The sequence below is a fragment of the Mesorhizobium sp. YL-MeA3-2017 genome, assembly GCF_030814575.1.
Lineage (GTDB): Bacteria > Pseudomonadota > Alphaproteobacteria > Rhizobiales > Rhizobiaceae > Mesorhizobium > Mesorhizobium terrae.
Genome location: NZ_JAUSVH010000003.1, coordinates 257,668 through 280,949, shown reverse-complemented (window position 1 = coordinate 280,949; position 23,282 = coordinate 257,668). Strand labels below are relative to the sequence as shown.

Annotated in this window: 18 protein-coding genes and 4 pseudogenes; 4 read left to right on the top strand and 18 right to left on the bottom strand. The window is 61.3% G+C overall.

Going from position 1 to position 23,282, the window contains the following annotated elements:
• Window positions 1-32: 32 nt before the first annotated feature.
• Together QFZ88_RS28865 and QFZ88_RS28860 are read right to left on the bottom strand one after the other, a co-directional pair.
• Complete coding sequence (locus QFZ88_RS28865) at window positions 33-1,169, bottom strand: polyamine ABC transporter substrate-binding protein (RefSeq protein ID WP_065996689.1); 1,137 nt, start codon at window positions 1,167-1,169, stop codon at window positions 33-35.
• A 92-nt stretch (window positions 1,170-1,261) separates the two neighbouring features.
• On the bottom strand, window positions 1,262-2,176 hold the full coding sequence (locus QFZ88_RS28860; RefSeq protein ID WP_065996688.1) for a LysR substrate-binding domain-containing protein: 915 nt from the start codon (window positions 2,174-2,176) through the stop codon (window positions 1,262-1,264).
• 96 nt (window positions 2,177-2,272) lie between these two features.
• Here QFZ88_RS28860 and QFZ88_RS28855 point away from each other — a divergent pair, with 96 nt between their 5' ends.
• Window positions 2,273-3,046, top strand: coding sequence for a creatininase (locus tag QFZ88_RS28855; protein ID WP_065996716.1), 774 nt, complete (start codon window positions 2,273-2,275; stop codon window positions 3,044-3,046).
• 79 nt (window positions 3,047-3,125) lie between these two features.
• On the opposite strand, the gene QFZ88_RS28850 is transcribed toward QFZ88_RS28855, so the two are convergent.
• The 9 genes from QFZ88_RS28850 to QFZ88_RS28810 form a co-directional block, all read right to left on the bottom strand.
• The gene (locus tag QFZ88_RS28850) at window positions 3,126-3,329 is read right to left on the bottom strand and encodes a hypothetical protein (RefSeq protein WP_065996687.1); all 204 of its coding nucleotides are present in this window, start codon (window positions 3,327-3,329) and stop codon (window positions 3,126-3,128) included.
• A gap of 1 nt (window position 3,330) precedes the next feature.
• On the bottom strand, window positions 3,331-4,545 hold the full coding sequence (locus tag QFZ88_RS28845; RefSeq protein WP_065996686.1) for a M24 family metallopeptidase: 1,215 nt from the start codon (window positions 4,543-4,545) through the stop codon (window positions 3,331-3,333).
• A gap of 187 nt (window positions 4,546-4,732) precedes the next feature.
• Window positions 4,733-5,908: an MFS transporter gene (locus tag QFZ88_RS28840; RefSeq protein WP_065996685.1), complete on the bottom strand. Its 1,176-nt coding sequence runs from the start codon at window positions 5,906-5,908 to the stop codon at window positions 4,733-4,735.
• Window positions 5,909-6,360: 452 nt separating this feature from the next.
• Window positions 6,361-7,047: an ABC transporter permease gene (locus tag QFZ88_RS28835; RefSeq protein WP_065996684.1), complete on the bottom strand. Its 687-nt coding sequence runs from the start codon at window positions 7,045-7,047 to the stop codon at window positions 6,361-6,363.
• Window positions 7,048-7,051: 4 nt separating this feature from the next.
• Window positions 7,052-7,759, bottom strand: coding sequence for an ABC transporter permease (locus tag QFZ88_RS28830; RefSeq protein WP_065996683.1), 708 nt, complete (start codon window positions 7,757-7,759; stop codon window positions 7,052-7,054).
• A gap of 98 nt (window positions 7,760-7,857) precedes the next feature.
• On the bottom strand, window positions 7,858-8,655 hold the full coding sequence (locus QFZ88_RS28825; protein WP_065996682.1) for a transporter substrate-binding domain-containing protein: 798 nt from the start codon (window positions 8,653-8,655) through the stop codon (window positions 7,858-7,860).
• 74 nt (window positions 8,656-8,729) lie between these two features.
• Window positions 8,730-10,700 (bottom strand): DUF2817 domain-containing protein, encoded by a 1,971-nt coding sequence (locus QFZ88_RS28820; RefSeq protein ID WP_083237616.1) that lies wholly within the window; start codon window positions 10,698-10,700, stop codon window positions 8,730-8,732.
• Between the two features lie 132 nt (window positions 10,701-10,832).
• Window positions 10,833-11,945: a 2Fe-2S iron-sulfur cluster-binding protein gene (locus QFZ88_RS28815; protein ID WP_083237608.1), complete on the bottom strand. Its 1,113-nt coding sequence runs from the start codon at window positions 11,943-11,945 to the stop codon at window positions 10,833-10,835.
• Window positions 11,942-12,982, bottom strand: coding sequence for an aromatic ring-hydroxylating dioxygenase subunit alpha (locus QFZ88_RS28810; protein ID WP_065996681.1), 1,041 nt, complete (start codon window positions 12,980-12,982; stop codon window positions 11,942-11,944). The genes QFZ88_RS28815 and QFZ88_RS28810 overlap by 4 nt, the downstream gene beginning before the upstream one ends.
• A 124-nt stretch (window positions 12,983-13,106) precedes the next feature.
• Here QFZ88_RS28810 and QFZ88_RS28805 point away from each other — a divergent pair.
• From QFZ88_RS28805 to QFZ88_RS28795, 3 pseudogenes are all read left to right on the top strand, one after another.
• Window positions 13,107-14,037 (top strand): annotated as a pseudogene (locus tag QFZ88_RS28805) (LysR family transcriptional regulator).
• Window positions 14,038-14,063: 26 nt separating this feature from the next.
• A pseudogene (gene istA / locus QFZ88_RS28800) lies at window positions 14,064-15,173 on the top strand (IS21 family transposase); the annotation flags it as partial.
• Window positions 15,163-15,306: pseudogene (locus QFZ88_RS28795) on the top strand (ATP-binding protein); the annotation flags it as partial. The pseudogenes istA and QFZ88_RS28795, both read left to right, overlap by 11 nt.
• Window positions 15,307-15,363: 57 nt before the next feature.
• On the opposite strand, the pseudogene QFZ88_RS28790 reads toward QFZ88_RS28795, so the two are convergent.
• The 7 genes and pseudogenes from QFZ88_RS28790 to QFZ88_RS28760 form a co-directional block, all read right to left on the bottom strand.
• Window positions 15,364-17,262, bottom strand: a pseudogene (locus QFZ88_RS28790) (Tn3 family transposase); the annotation flags it as partial.
• 401 nt (window positions 17,263-17,663) lie between these two features.
• Window positions 17,664-18,278, bottom strand: a complete 615-nt coding sequence (locus QFZ88_RS28785; RefSeq protein WP_065996679.1) for a C39 family peptidase — start codon at window positions 18,276-18,278, stop codon at window positions 17,664-17,666.
• Between the two features lie 51 nt (window positions 18,279-18,329).
• The gene (locus QFZ88_RS28780; protein WP_065996678.1) at window positions 18,330-19,298 is read right to left on the bottom strand and encodes a dipeptidase; all 969 of its coding nucleotides are present in this window, start codon (window positions 19,296-19,298) and stop codon (window positions 18,330-18,332) included.
• Window positions 19,285-20,349, bottom strand: coding sequence for an ABC transporter ATP-binding protein (locus QFZ88_RS28775; RefSeq protein WP_065996677.1), 1,065 nt, complete (start codon window positions 20,347-20,349; stop codon window positions 19,285-19,287). The genes QFZ88_RS28780 and QFZ88_RS28775 overlap by 14 nt, the downstream gene beginning before the upstream one ends.
• Window positions 20,350-20,354: 5 nt before the next feature.
• Complete coding sequence (locus QFZ88_RS28770) at window positions 20,355-21,383, bottom strand: ABC transporter ATP-binding protein (RefSeq protein WP_065996676.1); 1,029 nt, start codon at window positions 21,381-21,383, stop codon at window positions 20,355-20,357.
• Entirely contained in the window at window positions 21,383-22,345 is a 963-nt protein-coding gene (locus QFZ88_RS28765; RefSeq protein ID WP_245317382.1) for an ABC transporter permease, read from the bottom strand. The genes QFZ88_RS28770 and QFZ88_RS28765 overlap by 1 nt, the downstream gene beginning before the upstream one ends.
• A complete protein-coding gene (locus QFZ88_RS28760) occupies window positions 22,342-23,280 on the bottom strand; it encodes an ABC transporter permease (RefSeq protein ID WP_065996712.1) in 939 nt (312 codons plus the stop codon). Before QFZ88_RS28760 ends, QFZ88_RS28765 begins: the two co-directional genes overlap by 4 nt.
• Window positions 23,281-23,282: the final 2 nt, after the last annotated feature.

Here is a 23,282-nt window from a genome sequence, read left to right as displayed (position 1 = left end):
CTGCCTGGTCTTCGGTCCGCCATTGGCCGCGGTCAGGAGCCCTTGTATTCCGACCAGAAGTCGTTCCAGTCCTCAAGGCTCTGCTGGACCGGCAATTGCCGGTATTTTATGCGACCGGCGCGGATGAGATCCATCGCGTTCGGCTCGTTGAGCAGCATGCCCTGCCGCTTGGCTTCGGCAGGCGTCTCCTTTGCCAGAAGCTCCCAGCCCTTCTTGTTCGGGATGAGGCAAGGATAGGCCGCCATGTTGGCCGACTTCACCTGGCCCTTGGCCGAGGTGATGTACTGGATCCATTTCTTGGCGAGATCCGCCTTCTGCGAGCCTTTGCCGATGGAGAAGGATTCGGTGAACTGCAGCCCGCCTTCTTCGGGGATGACGCTGCGCACCTTGGCTCCGCTCCTCTCGAGCGTGCCGGTGATCCAGTCGCCGATGCCCGCCATCGCCAGCATCTGGCCGTTCTGCAGCGAGGAGAACGTGCCGCCATAGTCGAAGAAGCCGCCGATCTGCGGGCGCAGCGTCATCGTCTTGTCCTGCACCGCCTGCCATGCCGCCGCGTCGATATCGTAGGGGCTGGCGTTTCCGTTGAGCAGGCTGATCTGGCCGAGGTTGGGCAGATGCCAGTCGAAATGCCCCACCTTGCCCTTCAGCTTCTCGGCCCAGTAGATGTTGTAGCTCGACGCCTCCTTTTCGGTGATCGCCTCGGTGTTGTAGGCGACGCCGAGGAAGCCGAACCGGGTGATGACCGAATAAAGGTCGTTGTCCTGCCAATGACCCGGGAAATGCTGGAATTCGGGGAAGAAGTCGTTGAAGGGATAGTCGGCCGGGTCGAGCTTCTCGATATAGCCGGCGGCGTTGAGCTGCTGCACGTATTCGGCGTCCGACAGGATCAGGTCGAACGTGCCGGGCGGCGACTGCGATATGAGGCCCAGCATGTTGTCGCCGCCGGTATAGTATTTCGGCTTGAACTTGACGTTGTTCTCCGCCTCGAATTCGCTCACCACGTCGGGCTCGGCATGGCCATACCAGGCAAGCATCGTGAGCTCGACCGGTGCGGCGAAGGCAAGCCGGCTGAGATAGGGCGTTGCGAGCATGCCGCCGCCAAGAACGGCACCGCCGCGAAGAAGGCCGCGTCGGCTGACGCGGCGGGATGACGAGAGATTATCGGTCATGGAGTTCCCCTTCCATTTTTTGGCCTATCTCAGGCTATGAAGGGCCAATACATTTGAAAAATTAATTCTAAAAATTTTTGCATTTATCCTGCTTATTGACGATCGAGTTCCCCGGCACGCCTTATCGGGTCGTTGGATACGCCTGCTTCGTCAAGGCGCGCGATGATGTGATTGACCAGGCGAATGCTGGCGTCCGACAGGCGCGGGTGCTTGTAGAACAGCCCGACCCGGATTTCGGCCAGCGACGGAAACCCGTCCATTTCGTCGAGGACGCGCATGCCCGGCAGCATGGTGTAGCGGGTCAGCGCGCTGGCGCCGAGACCGTTCACCACGGCGTTCTGGAGCCCGCCGATCCCCGATCCGGTATAGGCGACTCGCCAGCGAATCTGCGCGGCGTCAAGCGCCTGGATCATGCGCGCCCTGTAGGCGCAGCCCTCTGGATGCGCCGCCAGCGGTATTCCCTTCTTCCGGTCGAACGTCGCGGTCTCCGCCGCCGCCCAGATCGGCCGCTCGATCCATGACCGCGACAGGTACTGCGCCCGCTCATTGTTGACCATGGCGACCGCCAGGTCGAGTTCGTCGGCCCGCAGGCGGTCGAGTATCTCGGCACTCCAGCCACAATGCAGCTCGAGCGAGATTTCCGGATTCCGGCGCGTATATTCCGTGATGACGCCCTGGAGGAAGGCGACGGCGTAGTCGTTGGGCAGGCCGACGCGGATCACCCCGGCTATCTTGGAGCGGTTGAAATAGGAGGCCGCCTCGTCGTTGAGGCGCAGGATTTCCCGCGCGTAGCTGAGCAGCATCTCGCCTTCGCTGGTCAGCAGCAGCGTGCGTCCGACCTGCCTGATGATGGGGGCGCCGACGAGTTCCTCAAGCCGCTTGACCTGCAGCGAGACGGCCGGCTGGGTTCGGCCGAGCGCGTCGCCGGCTTTCGTGAAGGCGCCGAGGTCGATGACGGAAACGAAGGTGCGGAGCAGGTCTGTCTGGAAGTTCGTGAAGCTGCGCATGGATTAGCGTCTCTCATGCAAGGATGATGAATATAAATTTCTCATATCCGTGGACCGGCTTCAATCATGCTTCGGCCTGAAAACACGGAGATGCTCATGCCAGTCGACACAGTCTTTGCAGCCGAATTGCCCTGGCCCGACTACGACGCCCGGGTCCGCGACGGCTCCGTTCCGATTTTCATCCCCATCGGCTCGATGGAGCAGCATGGATGCCATATGCCGATGCATGTGGACGTGCTGCTGCCGACGGAGTTCGCCCGCCGCATCGCCAAGGCAGTCGGGGCGCTGGTCGCCCCGCCTTTCACGTATGGCTACAAGTCGCACCAGAAGTCCGGCGGAGGCAACCATCTGCCCGGCACCACCAGTCTCGACGGCGCGACGCTGGTGGCGGCGCTGCGCGACGTCATCAAGGAGTTCGCCCGCCACGGCGCGCGCAAGATCTGCCTGCTCAACGGACATTTCGAGAACTCATGGTTCATCGTGGAAGGCATCGATCTTGCCCTGCGGGAACTGCGCTGGAGCGGCATCGACGACGTCAAGGTCGTCGTGCTCTCCTACTGGGACTTCGTGGACAAGGCGACGATCGCGAAACTTTATCCCGATGGCTTCCCGGGCTGGGAAATCGAGCATGGCGGCGTGCTGGAAACATCCCTGATGCTGGCGCTCTATCCGCAGCTGGTCGACCTTGAACGCGCGATCGACCACGCGCCGGCGACATTCCCGCCCTATGACGTCTATCCGCCGAAACCGGAATGGACGCCGCGCAGCGGCACGCTGTCGTCCCCGAAGCAGGCGTCTAAGGAAAAGGGCGAGATCCTTCTCGACGTATGCGTGGGCGGTATCGTCGAAGCGCTAAGGAACGAGTTCTGATACCTGGCGGGAAAGACCGCGAACGACAGCAGAAGGGCCGCGACGCGGCCCTTTCTTCATTGCGGGGCTTGCTCGCGCTTCAGAACGGACGTGGCGGCGGCGGCCATTTTCCGTCTTCTTCGTCGGCACCCTGGCCGGATCGGGGAGGCGGCGCACCGAAACGCAGCCTGACCCAGCCCATAAGGTCGCTCAGCAGTCCGTAGACCGGAGTGGCATAGGAGACGGACCGGCCATTGCGGTCCGTCACCCTTGTCGGGCAATCGAAGGGAAGATAGGGCGCCATTTCAGTTGCCCACGATGTTGTGTTCCGGCCCGAAGGGGAACCCGGTGATGTTCTCGGCGCTGTCTTCCTTGACGATCAGGATGTCGTGCTCGCGATAGCCGCCGGCGCCGGGCGTGCCTTCCGGCAGCATCACCATCGGCTCCATGGACACGACCATGCCCGGCTTCAGCTCGGTCTCGATGTCCTCGCGCAGTTCCACGCCGGCCTCACGGCCGTAGTAATGGCAAAGCACGCCGAACGAGTGGCCGTAGCCGAACGAGCGATATTTGAGCAGGTCCCACTGCCGGTACATGTCGTTGAGCTCGATGGCGATATCCTTGCAGCGGGCGCCCGGCTTGATCAGTTCCAGCCCGCGACGATGAACCGCCACGTTCTTTTCCCAGATGTCCAGGCTGGCGTCGTCGACGTGATCGCAGAACAGCGTCCGTTCCAGCGCCGTGTAGTAGCCGAAGATCATCGGGAACGTGTTGAGCGAGAGGATGTCGCCCGATTGCACGACGCGGTTGGTGACCGGATTGTGCGCGCCGTCGGTGTTGATCCCCGACTGGAACCAGGTCCAGGTGTCCATCAGCTCGACGAAAGGATGCGACTTGGCGATCTCCCGAATCATCGCGTTTGTGGTGGCGATCGCCACCTCGTGTTCCGGCACGCCGGCCTTGACCGCGGCCACGCAGGCCGCGCCGCCCACGTCGCAGATGCGCGCCCCCTCGCGAATGACATTCTGCTCCTCGAGCGACTTGATCGTGCGCATCCACATCGACGGCTGGCCGACATCGACGAATTCGACGCCCGGCAGGGCTTCCTCGAGCTGCCGGCGGAAATCGAGCGACACATGGTCGAATTCGATGCCGATGCGCTTAGCGCCCGCAGTCAGTTGCCGAATGGCACGGTAGAAATTGTCGCGGCGCCAGTCGGTATAGGTGATGTTGTCACCGAAGCTGCGGCGCCACGGCTGGCCGCCGTCGATGCCGGCCGAAATCGTCGTCGCCTTGGTATGGTCGATGACCATCCCGTACTTTCGGCCAAAATAGCAGTAAAGCCAGCCGGAGTAGTAGTTGATGCAATGATAGGAAGTGAAAAGCGCCGCGTCGACCTTGTTGTCGGCCATCCACCTGCGCACGTCCTCCTGCCGGCGCTTCATCTCGGCATCTGAAAACGGCGAGTATTCTTTGTCGCCGTTGTGCCATTTTATCACATGCAACATGTCGTCGGTCATTTCGCTCCTCCATATGCGCGATTGGATGGCGCGACGTTACAGACGGCTTTTTTATGAGAAAAATTTATTCACCTGATGCTGCCATTTTGCCTGCTTATGGCAAGCCGAACCGTCTGCCGGGCTGATGGTTTGCTGGCGGCGTTGCGAGAAGGCCTGACATGGCGGGCGCCGGCGCGCGGCAATCTTCTCAATCGAGCCGATCGCCCGTAAAGGCGTATATCCCGCACCCGGCAAGAACGAGGACGCCAAAGAACAGAAACACCATGGCGTGGGGAGCGGCCGGGGCCGCCGGATTGCCCGTCATCCCGTACAGCCAACCACTCGCGATCTGCGCGAGCCCCGCACCGCCCATCGCGACGAAGTTGAGAAAGGTGACGCCACGCCCCGCCAGATGATGCGGAAAGAAGCTGCGGCCATACGCGATCATCAGGGGATAGGAAGAGCCGAAGAAGCCGATGGCGCAGAGCAGGGCCACGGCAAGGCCGAGCCCGGCCGACGGCCAGGCCCAGAGGCCGAGGAGGGCCGCCGCGAGCGCGAGGTTGCCGCCGAGCAGCGCCCCCTTGCGGGTACCGAGCATCCTGTCCAGCGGCCCGTAGACAAAGCTTCCGGCGATCATCGCTATGCCCATTGCGAGGCTCACGTTGCCGATCCCCACCGCATCGAGACCGAAAGCATCTGCCAGATAGGGGCCGACCCACAGCCCGCGAATGCCCGCAACCGGGGCATAGTGAACGAAGGTCAGCGGGACGAGGAGCAATATGGCCGGCGTCCTCAGCAGGGCGAAGAACCCTCCATTGTTCTCTCCTGACATTGCCGCGCGTTCCGGATCATGCACGAAGGCGACGATCGCGAGCGTGGTCAGCGTCGTGCCGGCCGCCAGTGCCCACAGGCAGGCACGCCATCCGAAAACGCTTGCCGCCCAGGCCATCGGGGTAGCGGCGGCGAGATTGCCGATCGAGCTGACGCCCATCAGCAGGCCTGTCAGGCTCGCAAATAGAGCCGGCGGGTAGATGCGGGCGAAAATGTAGAGTGAAACCATGAGGGCCGGTGCGCAGCCGGCTCCGATCAAGGCCATCGCCACCGTCACTGTCGCCGGGCCTTGTGCCAGGGCGAAGACGGCAGCGCCGATCGCAGCCAGTATGAGCCCGCTGGAGGTGCGGCGCGGACCGAGATAGTCGAGCGCATAGCCGACCGGGAGCTGAAGTGCCGCGAAGGCGGCCAGCCAGACTCCGGTGGCGAACGCCAGGTCATTGGCGTGAGCTCCGATCTCGGTTTGGAGCACTGGCGCCAGCACGGCGAGAAAAGCGCGGAAAAACTGACTGAGCACATAGGCAACGGCTAGCGCGATGAAACCGGCGCGCATGGCTCAACGCGCTTCCGCTTGGGACGACCAGGCGACACGCAGGCTCGACCTTCCGCGCAACTCGCACCAGCAAACAGGCGTCGGCAACAACGCGCTAGTCTTCGGTATTGGCGCGACGCCTATCCCATTTCCTCGATCGGGAGCATGGGGCTGTTTTCTTCCCACCCTGTCAATGATCCAAGTGCCGAATAGATCATCCGCCCCCATCTCGACATTGGTCAGCCCAATGAACATGCGAGATAGATTGGATTCCGCCATGGTTCTTGAAAGAAATCTGCATCCCTTAGTCAACCGTAAACAATTGCAAGCCTCTACGACTTCCATGCTTGCTGGGCCTGAGCGGTGCGCCATTCGATATGCAACAACAAGGAGGTTAGAACCTGGAGTAAATTTCTTGCTTGGTCTGTCGAACGTGTACAGTTGAAGCGTATCGCTATCGCCTTTTGGGACGCTTACCGCCGATGATGACGCATAAAGCGATTCTCGAGTGCTCGCACTAATGCAACCAGGATCAAATTGGTGACCAGATAAAGCGCGCCAGCAATCGCGAAAACCTCCAGCACCGCATAGGTCTGGCTCATCAGGCGTTTGGCGTATCCCGTCACTTCCAGCACAGTTATGGTCGACGCGAGGCTTGTGCCCTTTACCAACAGCACTACTTCATTCCCGTAGGCGGGTAGCGCTTGGTGGATGGCAAGTGGAAATTCGATGCGGCGAGACCGCAGAACCCGCGACATGCCGCAGGCTTGGGCGGCCTCGACGAGCCCGTGAGGCACCGACATTAAGCCGCCGCGCAGGATCTCGGATGTATAAGCCGCAGTGTTAAGTGCCAGCGCCATCACCGCACAACGCGCGCCGTCACTGACCACCCACCACAGCACAGCATTTTCCTTCACGAAGGAGAACTGACCTAGACCGTAGTAGAATAGGAATATCTGGACCAGAAGCGGTGTTCCGCGGAAGACATTGCTATAGTATTTGGCAAAACCGGAAACGAAACGGTTAGTTGATACGCGCATAACCGCCAACAACAGGCCAAGACTAAAACCGATCAGCATCGAGAATAGTGTCAGCTGCGCGGTAACGCGTAGCCCCTTCAGGAGAACCGGGACCGCTTCGCGGATCAGGTCGAAGTCCATGCGCCTACTTTCTTTCGCGTAACCTCAGGCCGCGTTCGGCCCGGTCGATGCCGAACTGACTGACAAGCGTGATTGCGAGATAGACCACCGCCGCGATCAGATAGAAGATAAAGGGATGGCGCGTGGTGCCGGAACCGATAAACGCCGTGCGCATCAATTCCTGCAAGCCGACCACCGAAACAAGAGCGGTATCCTTGATGGTGGTTTGCCAAACGTTGTTCAGGCCCGGAAAAGCGATGCGTAGCATCTGCGGCGCGATGATGCGCCGGAAAATTCGCGAACCCGGCAGGCCGAGTTCTCGGGCGGCCTCGACATGACCGTGAGGTACGGCTTCCAGCGCACCGCGCACGACTTCCGTTGAGTAAGCCCCCGAGATCGCGCCGATGGCTACCACCGCTATGATGAAAGCGTAACCGGCGTCTGCCAGACCCGCGTAGCCAAATGCGGTAGCGACCTTGGTGACGAACTCGACCGAAGAGAAAAACAACAGATAGATGATGAGTAGTTCCGGCACCCCGCGCACTAAAGCCGTATAACCGTCGACGAGATAGGTCAGCGGGCGGATGCGCCCCCATTTGACGAGGCCACAGACGATGCCGACGATGACCCCGCCAAGCATGGCTGTCACCGCCACCGCAATCGTAACGGCAGCACCACGAAGGATAGCGCCAACCCAACCGCCTTCCCAGACCTGCCAAAGACCGAAATCCATCGGGTGTACCTATGGTGATTTCTGGGAGGCGGAGCCGCTCGTTCCGCGGCTCCGCCTGCTTCGATATGGCGCCCGCAAGCCGTGCGGGCATCGAAGCTTCACTGGCAGGGGCGGGAAATATCCATCTTGAACCATTTCTCGCTGGACTTACCGACCGAGCCGTCCGCGACCAGCTCACACAGGGCCTTGTTGATCTTGGCCTTGAGTTCGGTGTTGTCCTTGGCGATGCCAACGCCTACGCCTTCGCCGAGCGTCGGATCGACCGTGCTGAGAATTTTCACGTCGACTAGCTGAAAATTCTTTCCGTCCGGCTTGGCGAGGAAGTCCTGCAGAGCCGACACGTCAGCGAATGCAGTATCGATGCGCCCCGTCGCGAGATCGATCTGCATCTGGTCGAGCGTGTCATAGGTCTTGATGTCCGCATCCGGCACTTTCTTTTCCAGGAAGTGCGCATGTGTCGTTCCCGCCTGCACGCCGACCTTCTTGCCGTCGAGCGCTTTCAGAAGCGTGTCGTAGTCGGTGATGGCGGCCAGGTCCGACCCTTTCGGCGCGACGAACATGTTGGCCAGTTCCGCATAGCCGACGGAGAAATCGATCTCCTTCCTGCGGTCCTCGGTGATCGACATGCCCGAGATGATGACGTCGAAGCGCTTGGCCTTGAGCGCCGGGATCAGGCCGTCGAAAGCCTGCACCACGAAGCGGCATTTCACCGCCAGCTTTTCGCACAACAGGTTGCCGACGTCGGCGTCGAAGCCGGTCACGTTGCCTGCAGCATCGGCCATGCTCCAGGGTGGATAGGCCCCTTCGGTGCCGATTGCCAGCTCGCCCTCCGCCGCCGACGCATGTCCCACGCCGGCGGCAAGCGCGACAAAGAGAGAAAGGATCTTCAGTTTCATCTTCGTGTTCCCCTTTATGGATGGTTGTTTCGCATCGGGCCGTTTCCCAAGACGATTCTCAGCGCCTTTCCTTGTCAGAGCGTGCGGGCCAGGAACTGGCGCAGACGCTCGGACCGTGGATTGGCGAACAGCTCCGCCGGAGCCCCCTCCTCCTCCACCTTGCCGCGATGGAGAAAGAGGATCTTGTGCGACACCTCGCGCGCAAACTGCATCTCGTGCGTCACCAGGATCATGGTGTTGCCGTCATCCGCGAGCTGGCGGATGACGCGCAGCACCTCGCCCACCAGCTCGGGATCGAGCGCTGAGGTCGGCTCGTCGAACAGGATGACCTTGGGACGCATCGCCAGCGTCCGCGCGATCGCCGCGCGCTGCTGCTGGCCGCCCGAAAGCTGGCCGGGATACTGGCCGTGCTTTTCCGAAAGGCCGACCTTTTTCAGCAGCGCGTGCGCACGCTCGACGGCCTCGTCGCGGCGTTCCTTCAAGACGTGTACGGGCGCCTCGACGATGTTTTCTAGCACCGTCATGTGCGGCCACAGATTGAAGCTCTGGAACACCATGCCGACGCGCGCGCGGATGCGCTCGACCTGGCGCATGTCGGCCGGGACCGAGCGCCCCTCGCCGGCCGGCTTCATGCAGATCTCTTCGCCGTCGACGAAGACACGGCCGCCGTTGGGTTGTTCGAGCAGGTTGATGCAGCGCAAGAACGTGCTCTTGCCCGAACCTGAGGAGCCGATCATCGACACCACCTCGCCGGGCTGCGCGGCGAGACTGACGCCGCTCAACACTTCGAGATTGCCGAAACTCTTGTGCAGGTCGTCCACCTCGACGGCCGGCCTTGCCGGCGCGGGCGCGGGCTCGACGGGAGGCAGTGTCTCTACCTCGGCGCCGGCCGCCACCAATTTGAGCACCGGGCCTTTGCGCGAGGGACTGCCCCCACTTTTCAGGTCGGCGAGCGCGCGGTCGAAATAGCGCAGGCTCGTCGCCAGGCAGTTGCCTTGCCAATCTGCGTCCTCAGGGATGAAAGCCGAGCGCAGCGTGCTTTTTATGCGCCCGCCGAGCGGCGAACCCACCGTTCCGGCCAGATGCAACCAGTTGTCTGCGATCACGGCCTCCAGCACGGCCTCGCCCTTCAGCGTGCCGCATTCCACCACCAGCGGCAACACGCGTGCTTGCGGCATCGCCTTGCGCACGGCGTCCGAAACATAGCCGGTGGCGGTGGCGGCGATGCCGGTATCGGTCGTGGCATCCCTTCCCGTCAGCACCGTCGCCAGCGCCGGGCCGAACACGGATTGCCCCCAGGCGATACCGGCATGGTCTGCTTCCGCCACCGTGAGCAGCGCCGGATAGCCGTAAGGCCCCGCGCCGGTGTGGAGATCGAAAACGATCGCCTGCCGGGCATGGCCGGCGAATGTCGTCAGGATTTCGCGCAACGTGCGGTTCGACCAGGTCGGCCCGTCGCCGCCGTAGTAGAGGCCATCGGGGAACTCGTACTGCCCGGCTTCGACAATCTGCGCGATGACCGCGTGCGCGCCCAACGCCTTTCTTGCCGCCGCGAAAGCTTCGTCGGCGCGATCCCGTTCCGGACCTTCCCATTCGCGCCACACAAGCGCCTCATGCAAGGCCGCGTATTTCTCGTTACGGGGCGGAGCGGCTTCCCAGTCGATGAAATTGCGGTTCAGATCGACATTGTCCTCGTTGACCCGCCGCGACCAGGCCGTGCCCCATGGATTGATGAGATGTATGGTCAGCACCGCCGTGTCTTCCGGCAGCCGCCATGGATGGTTCTGCGCCGCCCACGCCGTCTGGCAGGCCGAGCCGAACTGGCCCTCGATGCCGTGGGTTCCAGAAATCAGGACGAGCAGCTTTGGCGCATCGCGGCGGCCGAGCAGCGCCACGTCGGTCGCCAATTTCTCGCCGTCCGGCCCGTGCAGCGGATGCGGATATTCGAAGAGTTCGGCGTTGGCGCGCCGCGCGGCGGTTTGGAAATTCCGCCGCAGGTCGGCAAAGCCGAGTGAATAGGAGGGCGCGGAGGCTGGTTCACGCATGGCGAGGCCCTCCTGCATGCCGGTTGAAAGGAGTGTCGCTCTTCGATGCCGTTTTGACCGCACTGTCCACGTCAACGCTTCCGTTCTCTGGGTTTCGCCTGGAGTTCGCATCTGTACTGGGCTTTGCGACGGTCACAGGTCCAAGACGACGGCTCCTTTCGGCTTCGAGCAGCACAGCAGCACCTCGCCCTCGGCGAGCTCGTCGAGCGGCTCTTCGAAATAGGCGACCTCCCCGGCCACCAGATGCGACTTGCAGGTGCCGCAGATGCCGGCCCGGCAGCTGAATTCGGGTGAGAGGCCGAGGTCTTCGGCGAAAGCCAGAAGCGAGTCCGCCTTCCCGTCCCATACGGCCTTGATGCCCGACTTGCGGAACTCGACGGCCACATTGTCACCGTCAGCCTGCGGCGCCGTTTCGACGGGAGGCGCAACCGGGATCGGACGGGGCTCCGCCTCGAGTATCGTGGCCGGGCCGAAGAACTCATAGGCGATGCGCTGCCTGGCCACGCCGAGATCGCGCAGGATACCGTACAGCGCCTGCATGAACGGCGGCGGCCCGCACAGATAGAAATCGTAGTCGTCGAGCGGCAAAAGCTTTTGAAGCAGGTCCCGCGCGATCACGCCCTGCGAATGGTGTGGGTTCGAAGTCGCATCCCGTCCGGTCGGAAAGCGATAGCAGAAATGCGCGATGATCCCCGGCCGGGACGCGGCAAGTCCTTCCACTTCCTCGCGCAGCGCATGAACATCGCCATTGTCGCAGGCGTGGATGAAGAAGACGCGGCGCTCGCCGGCGGCGAGCGCATGCAGCATGGAGACGAGCGGGGTCAGGCCGACGCCGCCGCTTAGGAGCACGACCGGCCGGTCGCTCTCGCAATCCAGCACGAAATCGCCGCGTGGACCGTCCGCGACAAGCACGTCGCCGACGGCGACGCTATCGTGCAGGTGGCACGAACTCACGCCATCCGGCAGGCCGGCAGCGGGAGCTGCCTCGCGCTTGACAGTGATGCGGTAACGATCGGCAAGTCCGGGCGCGCACGAGACGCTATAATTGCGCAGCACCATGCCGCCATCGGGCGTCGGTATGCGAAAAACGAGGAACTGGCCCGGCTGGAAATCGCGCCAGCCGTCCGCATCGGCGGGCTCGAGGTGAAAGGAGGTGATGGTGCTGCTCTCGCGTTTTTTGGCGACCACTCTCAGCTCGCGGAAGCCGCTCGCGCGCATGGTTGCGGGGGCGGCGAAGGCGTTCATTCGGCGGCCGCCAGATGCAGGCCCTCGGCCTCGATCAGCTTGTCCAGGTTGCGGCGGAAGCGCAGCGGCCCGACATCGATCTTGAGATCAAGGTTGGGCGTGCGCTTGTTGGCCATGCCCTTCTGCACGGCGTTGAGCACCACCCGGTCCTCGTCGAAGGCACCGCGCACCGATTTGGCGAACTGCTGCGAAACCTCCGCGTCGTCCGGCGCGAAATTACGCATCTGGAACCAGTAGTATTTGGTGTGCTCGGCATCGACCGGCGTCATGAAGTTGTAGCTGTCCATGAGGAACACGTCCTCGTGGTAGGGTTTGCCCTCGCCGCCGGTGCCGGCCGGCACGAAGATCGCCTTGATGATGGCGTTGCTCGGATAGCGCACCTCGTAGTGCTGCTTGCGATCGCAATTGCCCTTGAACTTGAGGAAGGGCGCATAGAAGGGCGACGGCGCCTGGTCGATCATCCAGCGCCAGACGATGACGCCGTCCTCGCCAATGGTGGTCTGCAACGGCACGTCCTCCATCGCCTTCACGCCGCCGAAGGAGGTCTGGTGCACCCAGGACACATGCGAGGGATCGAGCAGGTTGTCGCTCATATAGAGGTAGTTGCAGTCGAGCGTCATCGACTCGCCGCGATTGACGCCCCAGGCCGGATCACCCCAGTGCTCGACCTGGAAGATCTTCGCCGGATCGGCCTTCTCGGCCTCGCCCAACCAAATCCACAAAAGGCCGTAGCGCTCGACCAGCGGATAGCTCTGCACGCGCGCCACATGGGGAATCTTCTCAGCGCCCGGAACCCGCGTGCAGGTGCCGGTGCAGTCGAAGGTCAGGCCATGGTAGCCGCATTCGACGTCGTCGCCCTTGATGCGCCCCATGGAGAGCGGCAGCTTGCGGTGTGGACAGGCATCTTCCAGGGCGGCGGCGGCGCCGTCGGTCTTGCGGTAAAGGACGATGTCCTCTCCCAATATCCTGAACGGCTTCAGGTCTCGGCCGACCTCATGATCCCACGCTGCGACATACCAGCAATTCCTGAGAAACATGACACCCGACCTCCCTGGATTTTCATCTTGGTGAGGCGAAGCTAGCTCGAGGAGTCTTGCGCAAAAAGGGCTTGCGCCTGCGTTCTATTTTAGAAAAACTAAAACAGACGATGGGTGCCCTCAGATGAAACCGCCTCAGCTACGTGCCATAGAAGCATTCGAAGCCTTCGGGCGACATGGCAGCGTCACGGCCGCGGCGAACGAGCTTGGCGTGTCGCCCGGAGCAGTTAGCCAGAAGATTCGAAAGGCAGAAGAAGCGCTCGGCGTTCAACTCCTTGAGCGTCGCGGCCGGACCGTTGCTCTAACTTCATGGGGACGGGTCTATCATACCGCGATATCAGGAAGTTTCGATCGCATCCGTAACGCCGGGGAGTTGTTGGAGAGGGCTCGGGTTGAAAGCGCCCTCACCGTCTCCTGCCTTCCTTCGCTTGCCAGCAATGGCGCCACAGTTGTTCGACTGGCAAGCACATCACGTGGGCGCAACCGTACGGTTGATTGGCTCGGAGCCCGAGACACGCTTCGGCGACGAACAGGTGGACTTCCGCATTTCCTACGGCACAAAAAGCCGCGACTACGACCACTATGTTGAACTGTTTACCGACTGGGTAGTGCCAGCCTGCTCGCCAGCGCTGCTGACGAGACACCCGTTGCGTAGGCCAGCAGATATCCTTGAATGTCCGCTACTCGCGATCGAGTGGGCCAGCGACCATCGCTCGCCCCCAACCTGGACCGAATGGGCAATAAGCATCGGCCGGAAATACGACAAAAAGTCCGGCGAAGTGGCTTTTTCGCTATCGAGCGCGGCAATTGATGCTGCCGTCAACGGTCGCGGCTTCGTGCTCGCACAGTTCTCGATGGCCAGAGACGATATTGCATCGGGCCGACTAGTGATCCCGTTCAAACTCGCGCTGCGGTTGCCACATCCGTATTTCCTAGCATGGGACCGATCGGCGTTGCAAAAGCCGTTCGCGCCGGAATTGCGAACGTGGATCATCGCGTCGGCGACCGGACAAGAGAGTAACGTTCGGGAACTCCTTGAGGTCGCACCTCCATAATGAGGACGATGACGAGAACTGGGCACACAGACGACATAGCGGCCATAGGTGATGTTGATTTCCGCCGAGAGGTGGCTCACTTCAAGTTCAGCTACAGCCGTGCCTTCATTGTGCGGGCCTATCCGCTGCAGACGCACGAGATGCTGTTCGACGCCCACAACCACGCCTTCCGGGCGGCGTTCCCCGGCGCGGGATTTACGACAACATGCGCACGGCGGTCGACAGGATCGGGCGCGGCAAGGAGCGGCAGGTCAATGCTCGCTTCTCGGCCATGGCCAGCCATTATCTATTCGAGGCCGAGCTCTGCAATCCGGCCTCGGGCTGGGAGAAGGGACAGGTCGAGAAGAACGTCCAGGATGCGCGCCACCGGCTATGGCAGCCAATGCCGCGCGTTCCATCGCTGGAGGCCCTGAACGACTGGCTGGAGCAGCGGTGTCGGGAACTGTGGCAACAGATTCCCCATGGGCTCAGGCCGGGAACGATCGAAGACACCCGGGTCGAGGAAGCCCGCTGCCTGATGCCGATGCCACGCCTCTTCGACGGCTTCGTCGAATACACCAAGCGGGTCTCTCCGACCTGCCTGATCCATCTGGAGCGCAACCGCTACAGCGTGCCGGCGTCCTTCGCCAACCGGCCAGTCAGCCTCAGGGTCTATCCGGAACGGATCGTGGTTGCTGCGGAGGGGCAGATCGTATGCGAGCACCACCGCATCATCGAGCGGTCGCATGACGGCCCCGGTCGCACCGTCTACGACTGGCGTCACTATCTGGCGGTCATCCAGCGCAAGCCCGGTGCTCTGCGCAACGGCGCTCCCTTCACTGAACTCCCCGAAGCCTTCAAACGGCTGCAGCAGCACCTGCTCAGGAAGCCCGGCGGCGACCGCGAGATGGTCGAGATTCTGTCGCTCGTCCTGCAACATGACGAGCAGGTCGTGCTGACGGCCGTGGAGACGGCGTTGCAGGGCGGCGTTCCGACCAAGGTCCACATCCTCAATCTCCTGCAGGCTGGTTGACGGCAAGCCGATCGAGACGCCGATCGTGGATGCGCCGCAGGCGCTGAGCCTCGCCAAGGAGCAGGCCAATATCGAGCGCTACGACGCGCTGCGCCAGACCCGGGAGGTGCGTCATGCGTCATGATCCCGCAAGTGCCGCCCTCGTGATCATGCTCAGAAGCCTCAAGATGCACGGCATGGCGCAAGCCGTCGCCGAGCTTACCGAACAGGCTTCTCCCGCCTTCGAGGGTGCCATCCCCATCCTGTCGCAACTGTTGGGGGTCGGAACAAGAACTGCTCAGAATCGGACGCTAAGGTCGAACGGATCATGAACATCATGCGGCACGCTTTAGCCCCACCGGAAGGCGCAGTGTCCTAAAGCCTTCCGGCAGATGCTGCTCGCTGTCCCAAGTGTAGATGCCGGTCAGGTTGATGTGCTCCCAGCTGAGTGGGGAGATGTGCTTCAGCAGCATCTCGGGGATGTTTTTGCCCGCCATTTTCAAGTGTGTGACAGCCCGATCAAGATAGACCGTATTCCAATGCACGATCGCGCTGACAACGAGATTGAGGCCAGACGCCCGGAAGGCCTGACTTTCGAACGACCGATCGCGGATTTCGCCTCGCTCATGGAAAAACACCGCGCGTTTGAGCTTGTGCGCGGCCTCACCTTTGTTGAGCCCGGCTTGGCAGCGCCGGCGCAATGTCGGGCTCGAGTACCATTCGATCATGAAGAGAGACCGCTCAATACGACCCAGTTCCCGCAGCGCCCTGGCGAGCTGACCTTCTTTTGGCGATGACGAAAGCTTCTTCAGGATGGTCGACGGCACGACGGATCGCGTCGTGATCGACGCCGCGAGATGAAGAAGATCGTCCCAGTGGTCGAGAATGAGCGTGGTGTTGATCGGTGCTCCGATGTGGTTCGACAGCGCCGGGTATGCATCGCCTTTCTCGAACGTGTGGAACTTCCGATCCTTGAGGTTGCGTAACCGAGGTGCGAAGCGTTTGCCGATCAAGGCGAACAATCCGAAGACGTGATCGCTGGCGCCGCCGGTGTCCGTGAAGTGCTCCTGAATGTCGAGGGTCGTGTCCTGATCGAACAGCCCGTCGAGCACATAGGCAGCTTCGCTCTCAGTCGGACTGATGGGCAGGATGCTGAAGTAGCCGTACTGGTCGGACAGATGACTGTAGAATTTCGAACCGGGCTCGCTGCCGTAATGTAGATTGATATCTCCGCGCTTTGCGGCTCGGTCGCTTGCTCGGAAGAATTGGCCATCAGATGATGACGTCGTGCCGTTGCCCCAAAGGCGAGAATGCGGATGGCGGATGTGTGCGTCCGTCACGCAGGCCTGGGCTGCGCGGTAGGTCTCTGACCGGGCGTGGAAGGTACGCATCCAGCTGATCTGGTGAGCGCTGATGCCTTTGGACGCGCTGGCCATCCGTTTCGGACCGAGGTTGGTCGCGTCGGCCAGTACGCCAGCCAGCATGGCCGAGACATTCCTCGGAGTGTCACCCGTTCGAACATGCGTGAAGCAATCCGCAAAGCCGGTCCATTCGTGCACTTCCCTGAGGAGGTCTGGCACCTCGATCAACGGATAGAGTTCACTGATCTCGGCGTTAAGATCCTCAGCTTCCACGGGCACCTCACCAGCGGTTGGCGTAACGATCAACGTGCCGGCTTCCAGACGAACACCTTCGAGCTTTCCGGATCGTGCTCTATGCGCCAGCCGCTTCAGGTTGAAGTCGAGCATCTGTCGCGCTTCCGCGAGCCAGGCCGCACCGTCACCCTGAACGCCAAGTCCGAGCCTATCCTGCTCCTTCATTGTGGTGAACGTTGACCTCGGCATCAGATGCTCGTCGATTGGTCGGAAGGATCGACTACCGTCGACCCATATGTCCGCCGACCGAAGGCGATCTCGCAAAGCCCCGAGCGTTGCGATTTCATAGAGACGACGATCCGGCTTCTCCTGTCCAAGAATGAGCTTGCGATCGGCTTGGCTGAGGTGAGTTGTGGGGACACGCTCCGGCAGCGCTCGGCGCTTCTCGGCATAGAGCCGTCTCAGCAACGCAGTCGCCGCAAGAAGCGGATCGTGGCGGCGCGCTGAGCGGAACGTGAATGCCTGCAGGAACGCACCGGCATATTTGTTGACAGTCGCATATTGCTCGGCCGCTAAGGTCAATGGCGACGCCTCGTTGTCCTCGACCATCGATTCGAGCTCAGGCTTCATCCGGAGCAGCCCACTCCGACGCTCTTCGCGCCATGTTCATTAAGAAGCCTACCCGAAAGAGAATAACCAATGAGGATGCCTGAGTTCCGTTCCTTTTTGTTCCGACCAGTCCCAGCAACGATGAGTCTGCCGGCTTGCTCGGCGGTTGAAAGCGCGCTGAGCCCATCGTTTCGCCATGCGTCATAAGCCCGCCAGCGGGGCATGGTCATCATGCTTCGGAGCCTGAGCATGCACGGCATGGAGCAGTCCGTCGACCAACGCGCCGAACGGTAACCGCCTGATTGTTACTGCGTGCCTGACATCGTCGTGATGGCTGCGTTGCCGCTACGCCAGTGACCGGTCACAGTATCTGTCGCCGCCAACGCAATCTTTGAGAGTGGCCGCACCAGCAGGCAAACGCTCTGGAAATTTCAGGGGTGGATGGCGATGCCTCGACCTGCGAAGTACCGCCCGAACACGGCGAGATCCATCTTGACGTTTATCTGAGTTTCCGGATCGAGGCCGGACGGATTGTGGAAGACGACATTGGTATCTGACACCGCTGTCACCAGTACGAGATGACCACCTTTTGCTGGCGGGTGGCCATTGGGAGAACGGATCGAACTGTGAACTGACGCAACAAAGAAGTCCGAGGTTTTGACCTGCTCAGGCAGCGTCTCTGCGACGAGGCCTGTTACGATCTTTGCCTCCAGACCGAATTCCTTACCCACGAATTCTACAAAGGGTGCGTAGATCAGCCCCTTGATAACTGTGGTCTCGGGTTCGACGACATAGCCGCCATAAGCAGCACATCTTTTTGCAAGTTCAATCGTTGGCCAAATGATACCTGTGCGAGCTGCAAGGATCATCTTGAGGCAGGCCATACCGCAAATATTCCACGCCCAAGCGGTGTATTCGTCTATGGACGATGCCCCAGACGAACGCCAAAGAGGATCTTGCCGCAAGGCAACCTCGACACCCTGGTCCAAGATTTTGGCGGTGAGATCAGGTGTCTCCCACTGGCTGAAATACGGAATCTGCCTCATCGCATCGCGGATATGTCCTAGCAGTTGGAAAGCCTCGCAGCCTACGAAATGTCAACAACCCCAGATTTCCTCGAAAACCCGCAGGAAGTTTTCCCCCAAGACGCCGCGAATCTCAGCTTCACCAAAGCCCCGCGTCCTCAATGAAGATTCCAGGTTGCCGGCTTCGGCGTGACTCGCAATGCGCGACGGAAAGGTCCACGGCGGCATTGGTATGTAGCGCTCGTCGTAGCCGAAGTAGACGTAGTCTTCCTCATTCTCCTCAGCAAAGTCGAAGCCTAATCCGACATGTTGAGGCCCTACGAGATCGGCGATGTACACAGCATGGTCGATCAGCATGTCAAGTGTTGCGGGTCCATCCTTGGTCAGGAAAAATGGCGCTGCGCAGACGCCAACCACCCCACCCGAAGCTGCGACCGCGCGGATCAAATCGTCGCTGACATTGCGCGGCGTCTCCATCAGTGCCCGCGCATTTGCATGCGATATGATCATTGGACGAGAGGCGACCTCGGTTGCCTCCAAGGCGGTACGCGGTCCTGCGTGGGCGAGATCCACCGCCATCGAAAGCGCTTCCATGCGGCGAATAACTTTACGGCCGAATTTGCTCAAGCCTCCATCGGTGATCTCGAAACAGCCATCGCCGACCCGATTGCGAGCATTGTAGGTCAGCTGCATCACCCGAAGCCCGCAGGCGTGAAAAACGTTGATGAAGTCGAGTTCGTCCTCGATCGCATCGGAGCCCTGGAAGTGCAAAACTATCGCTATCTTGCCGGAGGCCTTCGCTTCCCGGATGTCGGCAACCGATCTGGCGATCTTGATTTTGCGAGCGCCGGAGCGCTCGATCTCAAGCCATTTGGCCACATCTTCCATGGTGGTGCGAAAATCCTCGATCGCTCCTGCCGTTGCGAGTACTGCGTCAAGCCCCCCAGCGATCATATCGGGCAAGCGCTTGTCGACATCTCGCGGGTTGATCATCGGCGCGGCAGCATCGAGCAGTATCGGCGAGAGGTCATTCAGCGTCATCGCGGGTTCTTCCCTTGGTAGGATTCTCAATTGCGTGAGCGGTGTCGCCGCCTTCCGTGCCTGCCGCGAGCCAGCAGCGGCTCGCATAACCGAAGGCGACGGTAAATTTGGGCGGGGCGGCAATTGCGCACCGATCGATTCGCGCCGGGCACCGGGGGTGAAATGCACAACCACTCGGCTTGCGAGCAAGGTCGGGCGGTCGGCCCTCAATCGTTTCCAACCCGTTTGCGAGATGTTTATCGACGCGGGGGACGGCCTTCAGAAGCGCTGCGGTGTAGGGATGGCTGGGATTTCCGAAAACTTCACGCGTCGGACCTTCCTCGACGATGCGCCCGGCATACATGACGAGCACTCGTGAGCAGAACTGCGAAACCAGCGCGATGTTGTGGGAGATGAAAATTATAGCCGTTCCCTCGTCGCGATTCATGTTCGCCAGAAGGCTGATGATCTGCGCCTGCACCGTGACGTCGAGCGCAGTTGTCGGCTCGTCGGCGATCACGAGCTCAGGGTGATTGGCAGTGCCGATGGCAATACCGACGCGCTGGCGCATGCCGCCGGAATATTCATGCGGATAGCTGCGGGCGCGAGCGGCCGCCTCAGGAATACGGACCGCATGCAGCATGTCGACCGCCTGCCTTCGCGCTTCGCGGCGCGTCACATTGTTGTGCGCCTGGATCGCCTCGCCGATCTGCCGGCCGACGGTCATGACCGGGTTCAGCGAGGCCGACGGGTCCTGAAAGATCATCCCGATCTGCCCACCGCGGACCTTGCGCATCTCCCGCTCGGGCAGCGTCAGCAGATCGCGACCAGCGAACAAAATCTTGCCATTTGCGATCCTGCCCGGATGTCTCACGAGGCGTATGAGCGACAGTGCGAGCATCGTTTTGCCGCAGCCGCTTTCGCCGACGATGCCGACGACCTCGCCACGATCGATACCGAACGACACGCCGTCCACGGCCTCCACGATACCGCGCGCACTTGGAATGTGGACACTTAGATCCATCACATCGAGCAGCCTGCCCGAGCTTTGGGGACGTACGAGCATCGCCATGGTTCCTAAAAGGCTTCTGCCGCGACTGGGAGCGGCGCCGCAGCATGAGCAGCGGTTTCGTCTGCGAAGTGGCACGCCGCCTGGTGGGTGTCTGTCGCGACCAGGCGCGGCTCCTGGCTCGTGCAGATCGCCGGATCGCCGAGTTTTTTCCGCAACCAGCAGCGAGGATGGAAGCGACAGCCTCGCGGCATGTTGAGCGGCGAAGGAGGATCGCCCGACGCCAACAGAGGCTCCATAGCGGAATGCACCGGCCCCCCGAGTGTCGGTACGGCGGACAAAAGCGCCACGGTGTAGGGATGACGCGGTGCCGCAAACAGCCGCTCCGCATCAGCAAGTTCCACCACAGTGCCGAGGTACATGACGGCAATTCGGCTCGCCATTTGCCGGACGACCGCCAAATCGTGCGAAATGAAGATGTAGGTGAGCCCAAAGCGGCGCTGCAATTCGATCAGCAAGTTCACGATCTGCGCCTGGATAGACACATCAAGCGCGCTTAGTGGCTCGTCGCAGATAATCAGCTTGGGCGACGCCGCGAGTGCTCGAGCGATGCCGATGCGCTGACGTTGGCCGCCGCTGAAGGCGCGCGGCAAACGCATGCCAGCTTCTGCGCCCAAACCGACCACATCGAGAAGTTCCGCCGCGCGCTGTTTCCGCAAAGCAGTGCTCGCACCGGCGATCAGCAAGGGCTCCGTTACGATCGCCTCAACACTCTGGCGAGGATCAAGGCTGGCATTTGGATCTTGGAATATCATCTGCATGCTTCGGCGGGCATTGCGCAAATCCTTGGACCGCAGCCTGTCGAGCCGTACACCCATGAATTCAACCGAGCCGGAACTCGGCCGCTGCAACATCGCGATTGTGCGGCCAAGAGTGGTTTTGCCGCAACCGCTCTCGCCGACGATGGCCAGTGTCTCGCCAGCCGTAACGTCGAGGTCGATGCCGTCCACGGCGCGAACATTTCTGCCTCGGCCAAAAAACTTGGCTCCGATAGAGAATGAGACACGCAGGTCGCGGATTTTGAGAAGGGCTGCCATCAGACACTCCCATGGCCGCGGAGAGCGGGATCGAACCTGTCGCGCAAGGCGTCGCCGCCAACATTCAGGGCGAGCAGCGAGAACCCGATGGCCAACGCCGGCATCAACAGCAGATGAGGATAAGCTTGGATCGACTTCACGCCTGTAGCAATCATAGTGCCCCAACTCGGCGTCGGTGGGTCGACGCCGACACCAAGGAAGCTCAGCCCTGCCTCCAAAAGAATAGCATTTGGCACCACAAAGCTTGCCGATACCAGGATCACGGGCAGACAGTTTGGCAGGATATGCGCCCGGATGATCCGCCAGTGGCTCGCTCCGGACAGGCGGGCCGACAGCACGTACTCGCTGTGCTTGAGACCCATAACTTGCGAGCGTACCAGGCGCGCCGTCGTGAGCCAGGAAGTGAGACTGAGCGTCAGAAGGACGCCGAGCAGTCCCCCTGAGAGCCGGTACAGGGCGGCCAGCGGTTCCAGCGCGCCAGTTACCTGGCCACTGAGTTGCCCCTTTACCAACGAGGCGATCAGGATTGCAAAGAGCGTGTCGGGGAAGGCGTACATACTGTCGACGAACCGCATGACCAGCCTGTCGGTTCGACCGCCCGCGTAGGCTGATATCGTTCCCACCATCACGCCAAGTGAGACGGCGATCAGTGTTGAGACGACCGCAACGACTAGCGAAACGCGAGCCCCAACAGCCAATCGCGAGACCATGTCGCGGCCAAGCTCGTCCGTGCCCAGCCAGTGAGCCAAGGACGGCAAAGCATTGCGATGCAGCACGTCTTGCTTGTAGGCATCGTAGGGCAGGAGTGGCGCGGCCAGGGCCAGAAGGGCAACAAGCGCCAAAAATGTGAGACTAAGCGCCAAAGCGGGGCTTTGCTGGCACTCGTGCGTCAATGATCGCCATAAACGTGTCGCCATCGACGGCTGGCCCTGTGAACTTGAAGTGTCAGCGACGATGGTCATCCGGCTTGATCCACGCGAACCCGCGGATCGAGCAAGAAATAGCTCACGTCCACGATAAGGTTGAAGACAATGACGAAGACGGCGTAGACCAAGGTGGTCCCGATGATCACTGGATAATCGCGCGCCGCCACGGCGAGGACAAAGTAGCGACCAAAACCCGGGATGCCGGCGATCGACTCCACAAAAAACGAACCAACCAGCACGTAGGACGCATAGGCGCCGACGACAGTCACTATGGGGATGAGGGCGTTGCGGCCCATGTGACGTACGATCACATGAATGGGCCGAATGCCTTTGGCGCGTGCCGTTTGCACAAAGTCCAAGTGCATAACTTCGCGCATGCTGGTGCGAAAATAGCGAATGATTGCAGCCATTGGCGCCAGCGCTAGCGACAGCACTGGGATAATAGCCGAAGCGGTAAAGATGCCTTTGAAACCGAAAGTCGGTAGCCAACCTAGCGCCACGCTGAAGGTGACGATCAGCACCGACGTGATGACGTAGGTCGGCATCGACGTCCCCAGCGTACTTAGCATCCTAATCGCCGCATCGATGTATCTGTGTGTTGTCAGCGCAGCGAGTGCGCCAAGAGGCAGCCCGATGATGATGGCAAGCAGTAGCGCGGCGGCGCCGAGCTTCAGCGAGACGGGCAGAAAAGTGGTGATGATGTCTGCCACAGACCGCGACTGGTCCCGATAGGACGGGCCAAAGTCGCCGCGGAGGGCGCCCGAGAGATAGTCGACATATTGAACGTAGAGCGGCTGATTGAGCCGGAACTTTGCATCGAGCGCTTCCTTGACCGAGGGCTCCATCGGCCTGTTGGAGCCTACGTCCCAAGGCGACCCCGGGGTCACGTGCGCGATCAGAAACACCATCGTATAGACGAGAAGCAGCGTTGGCACCGCCGCCAACACGCGCCTTGCAATATAGGCCAGCATCG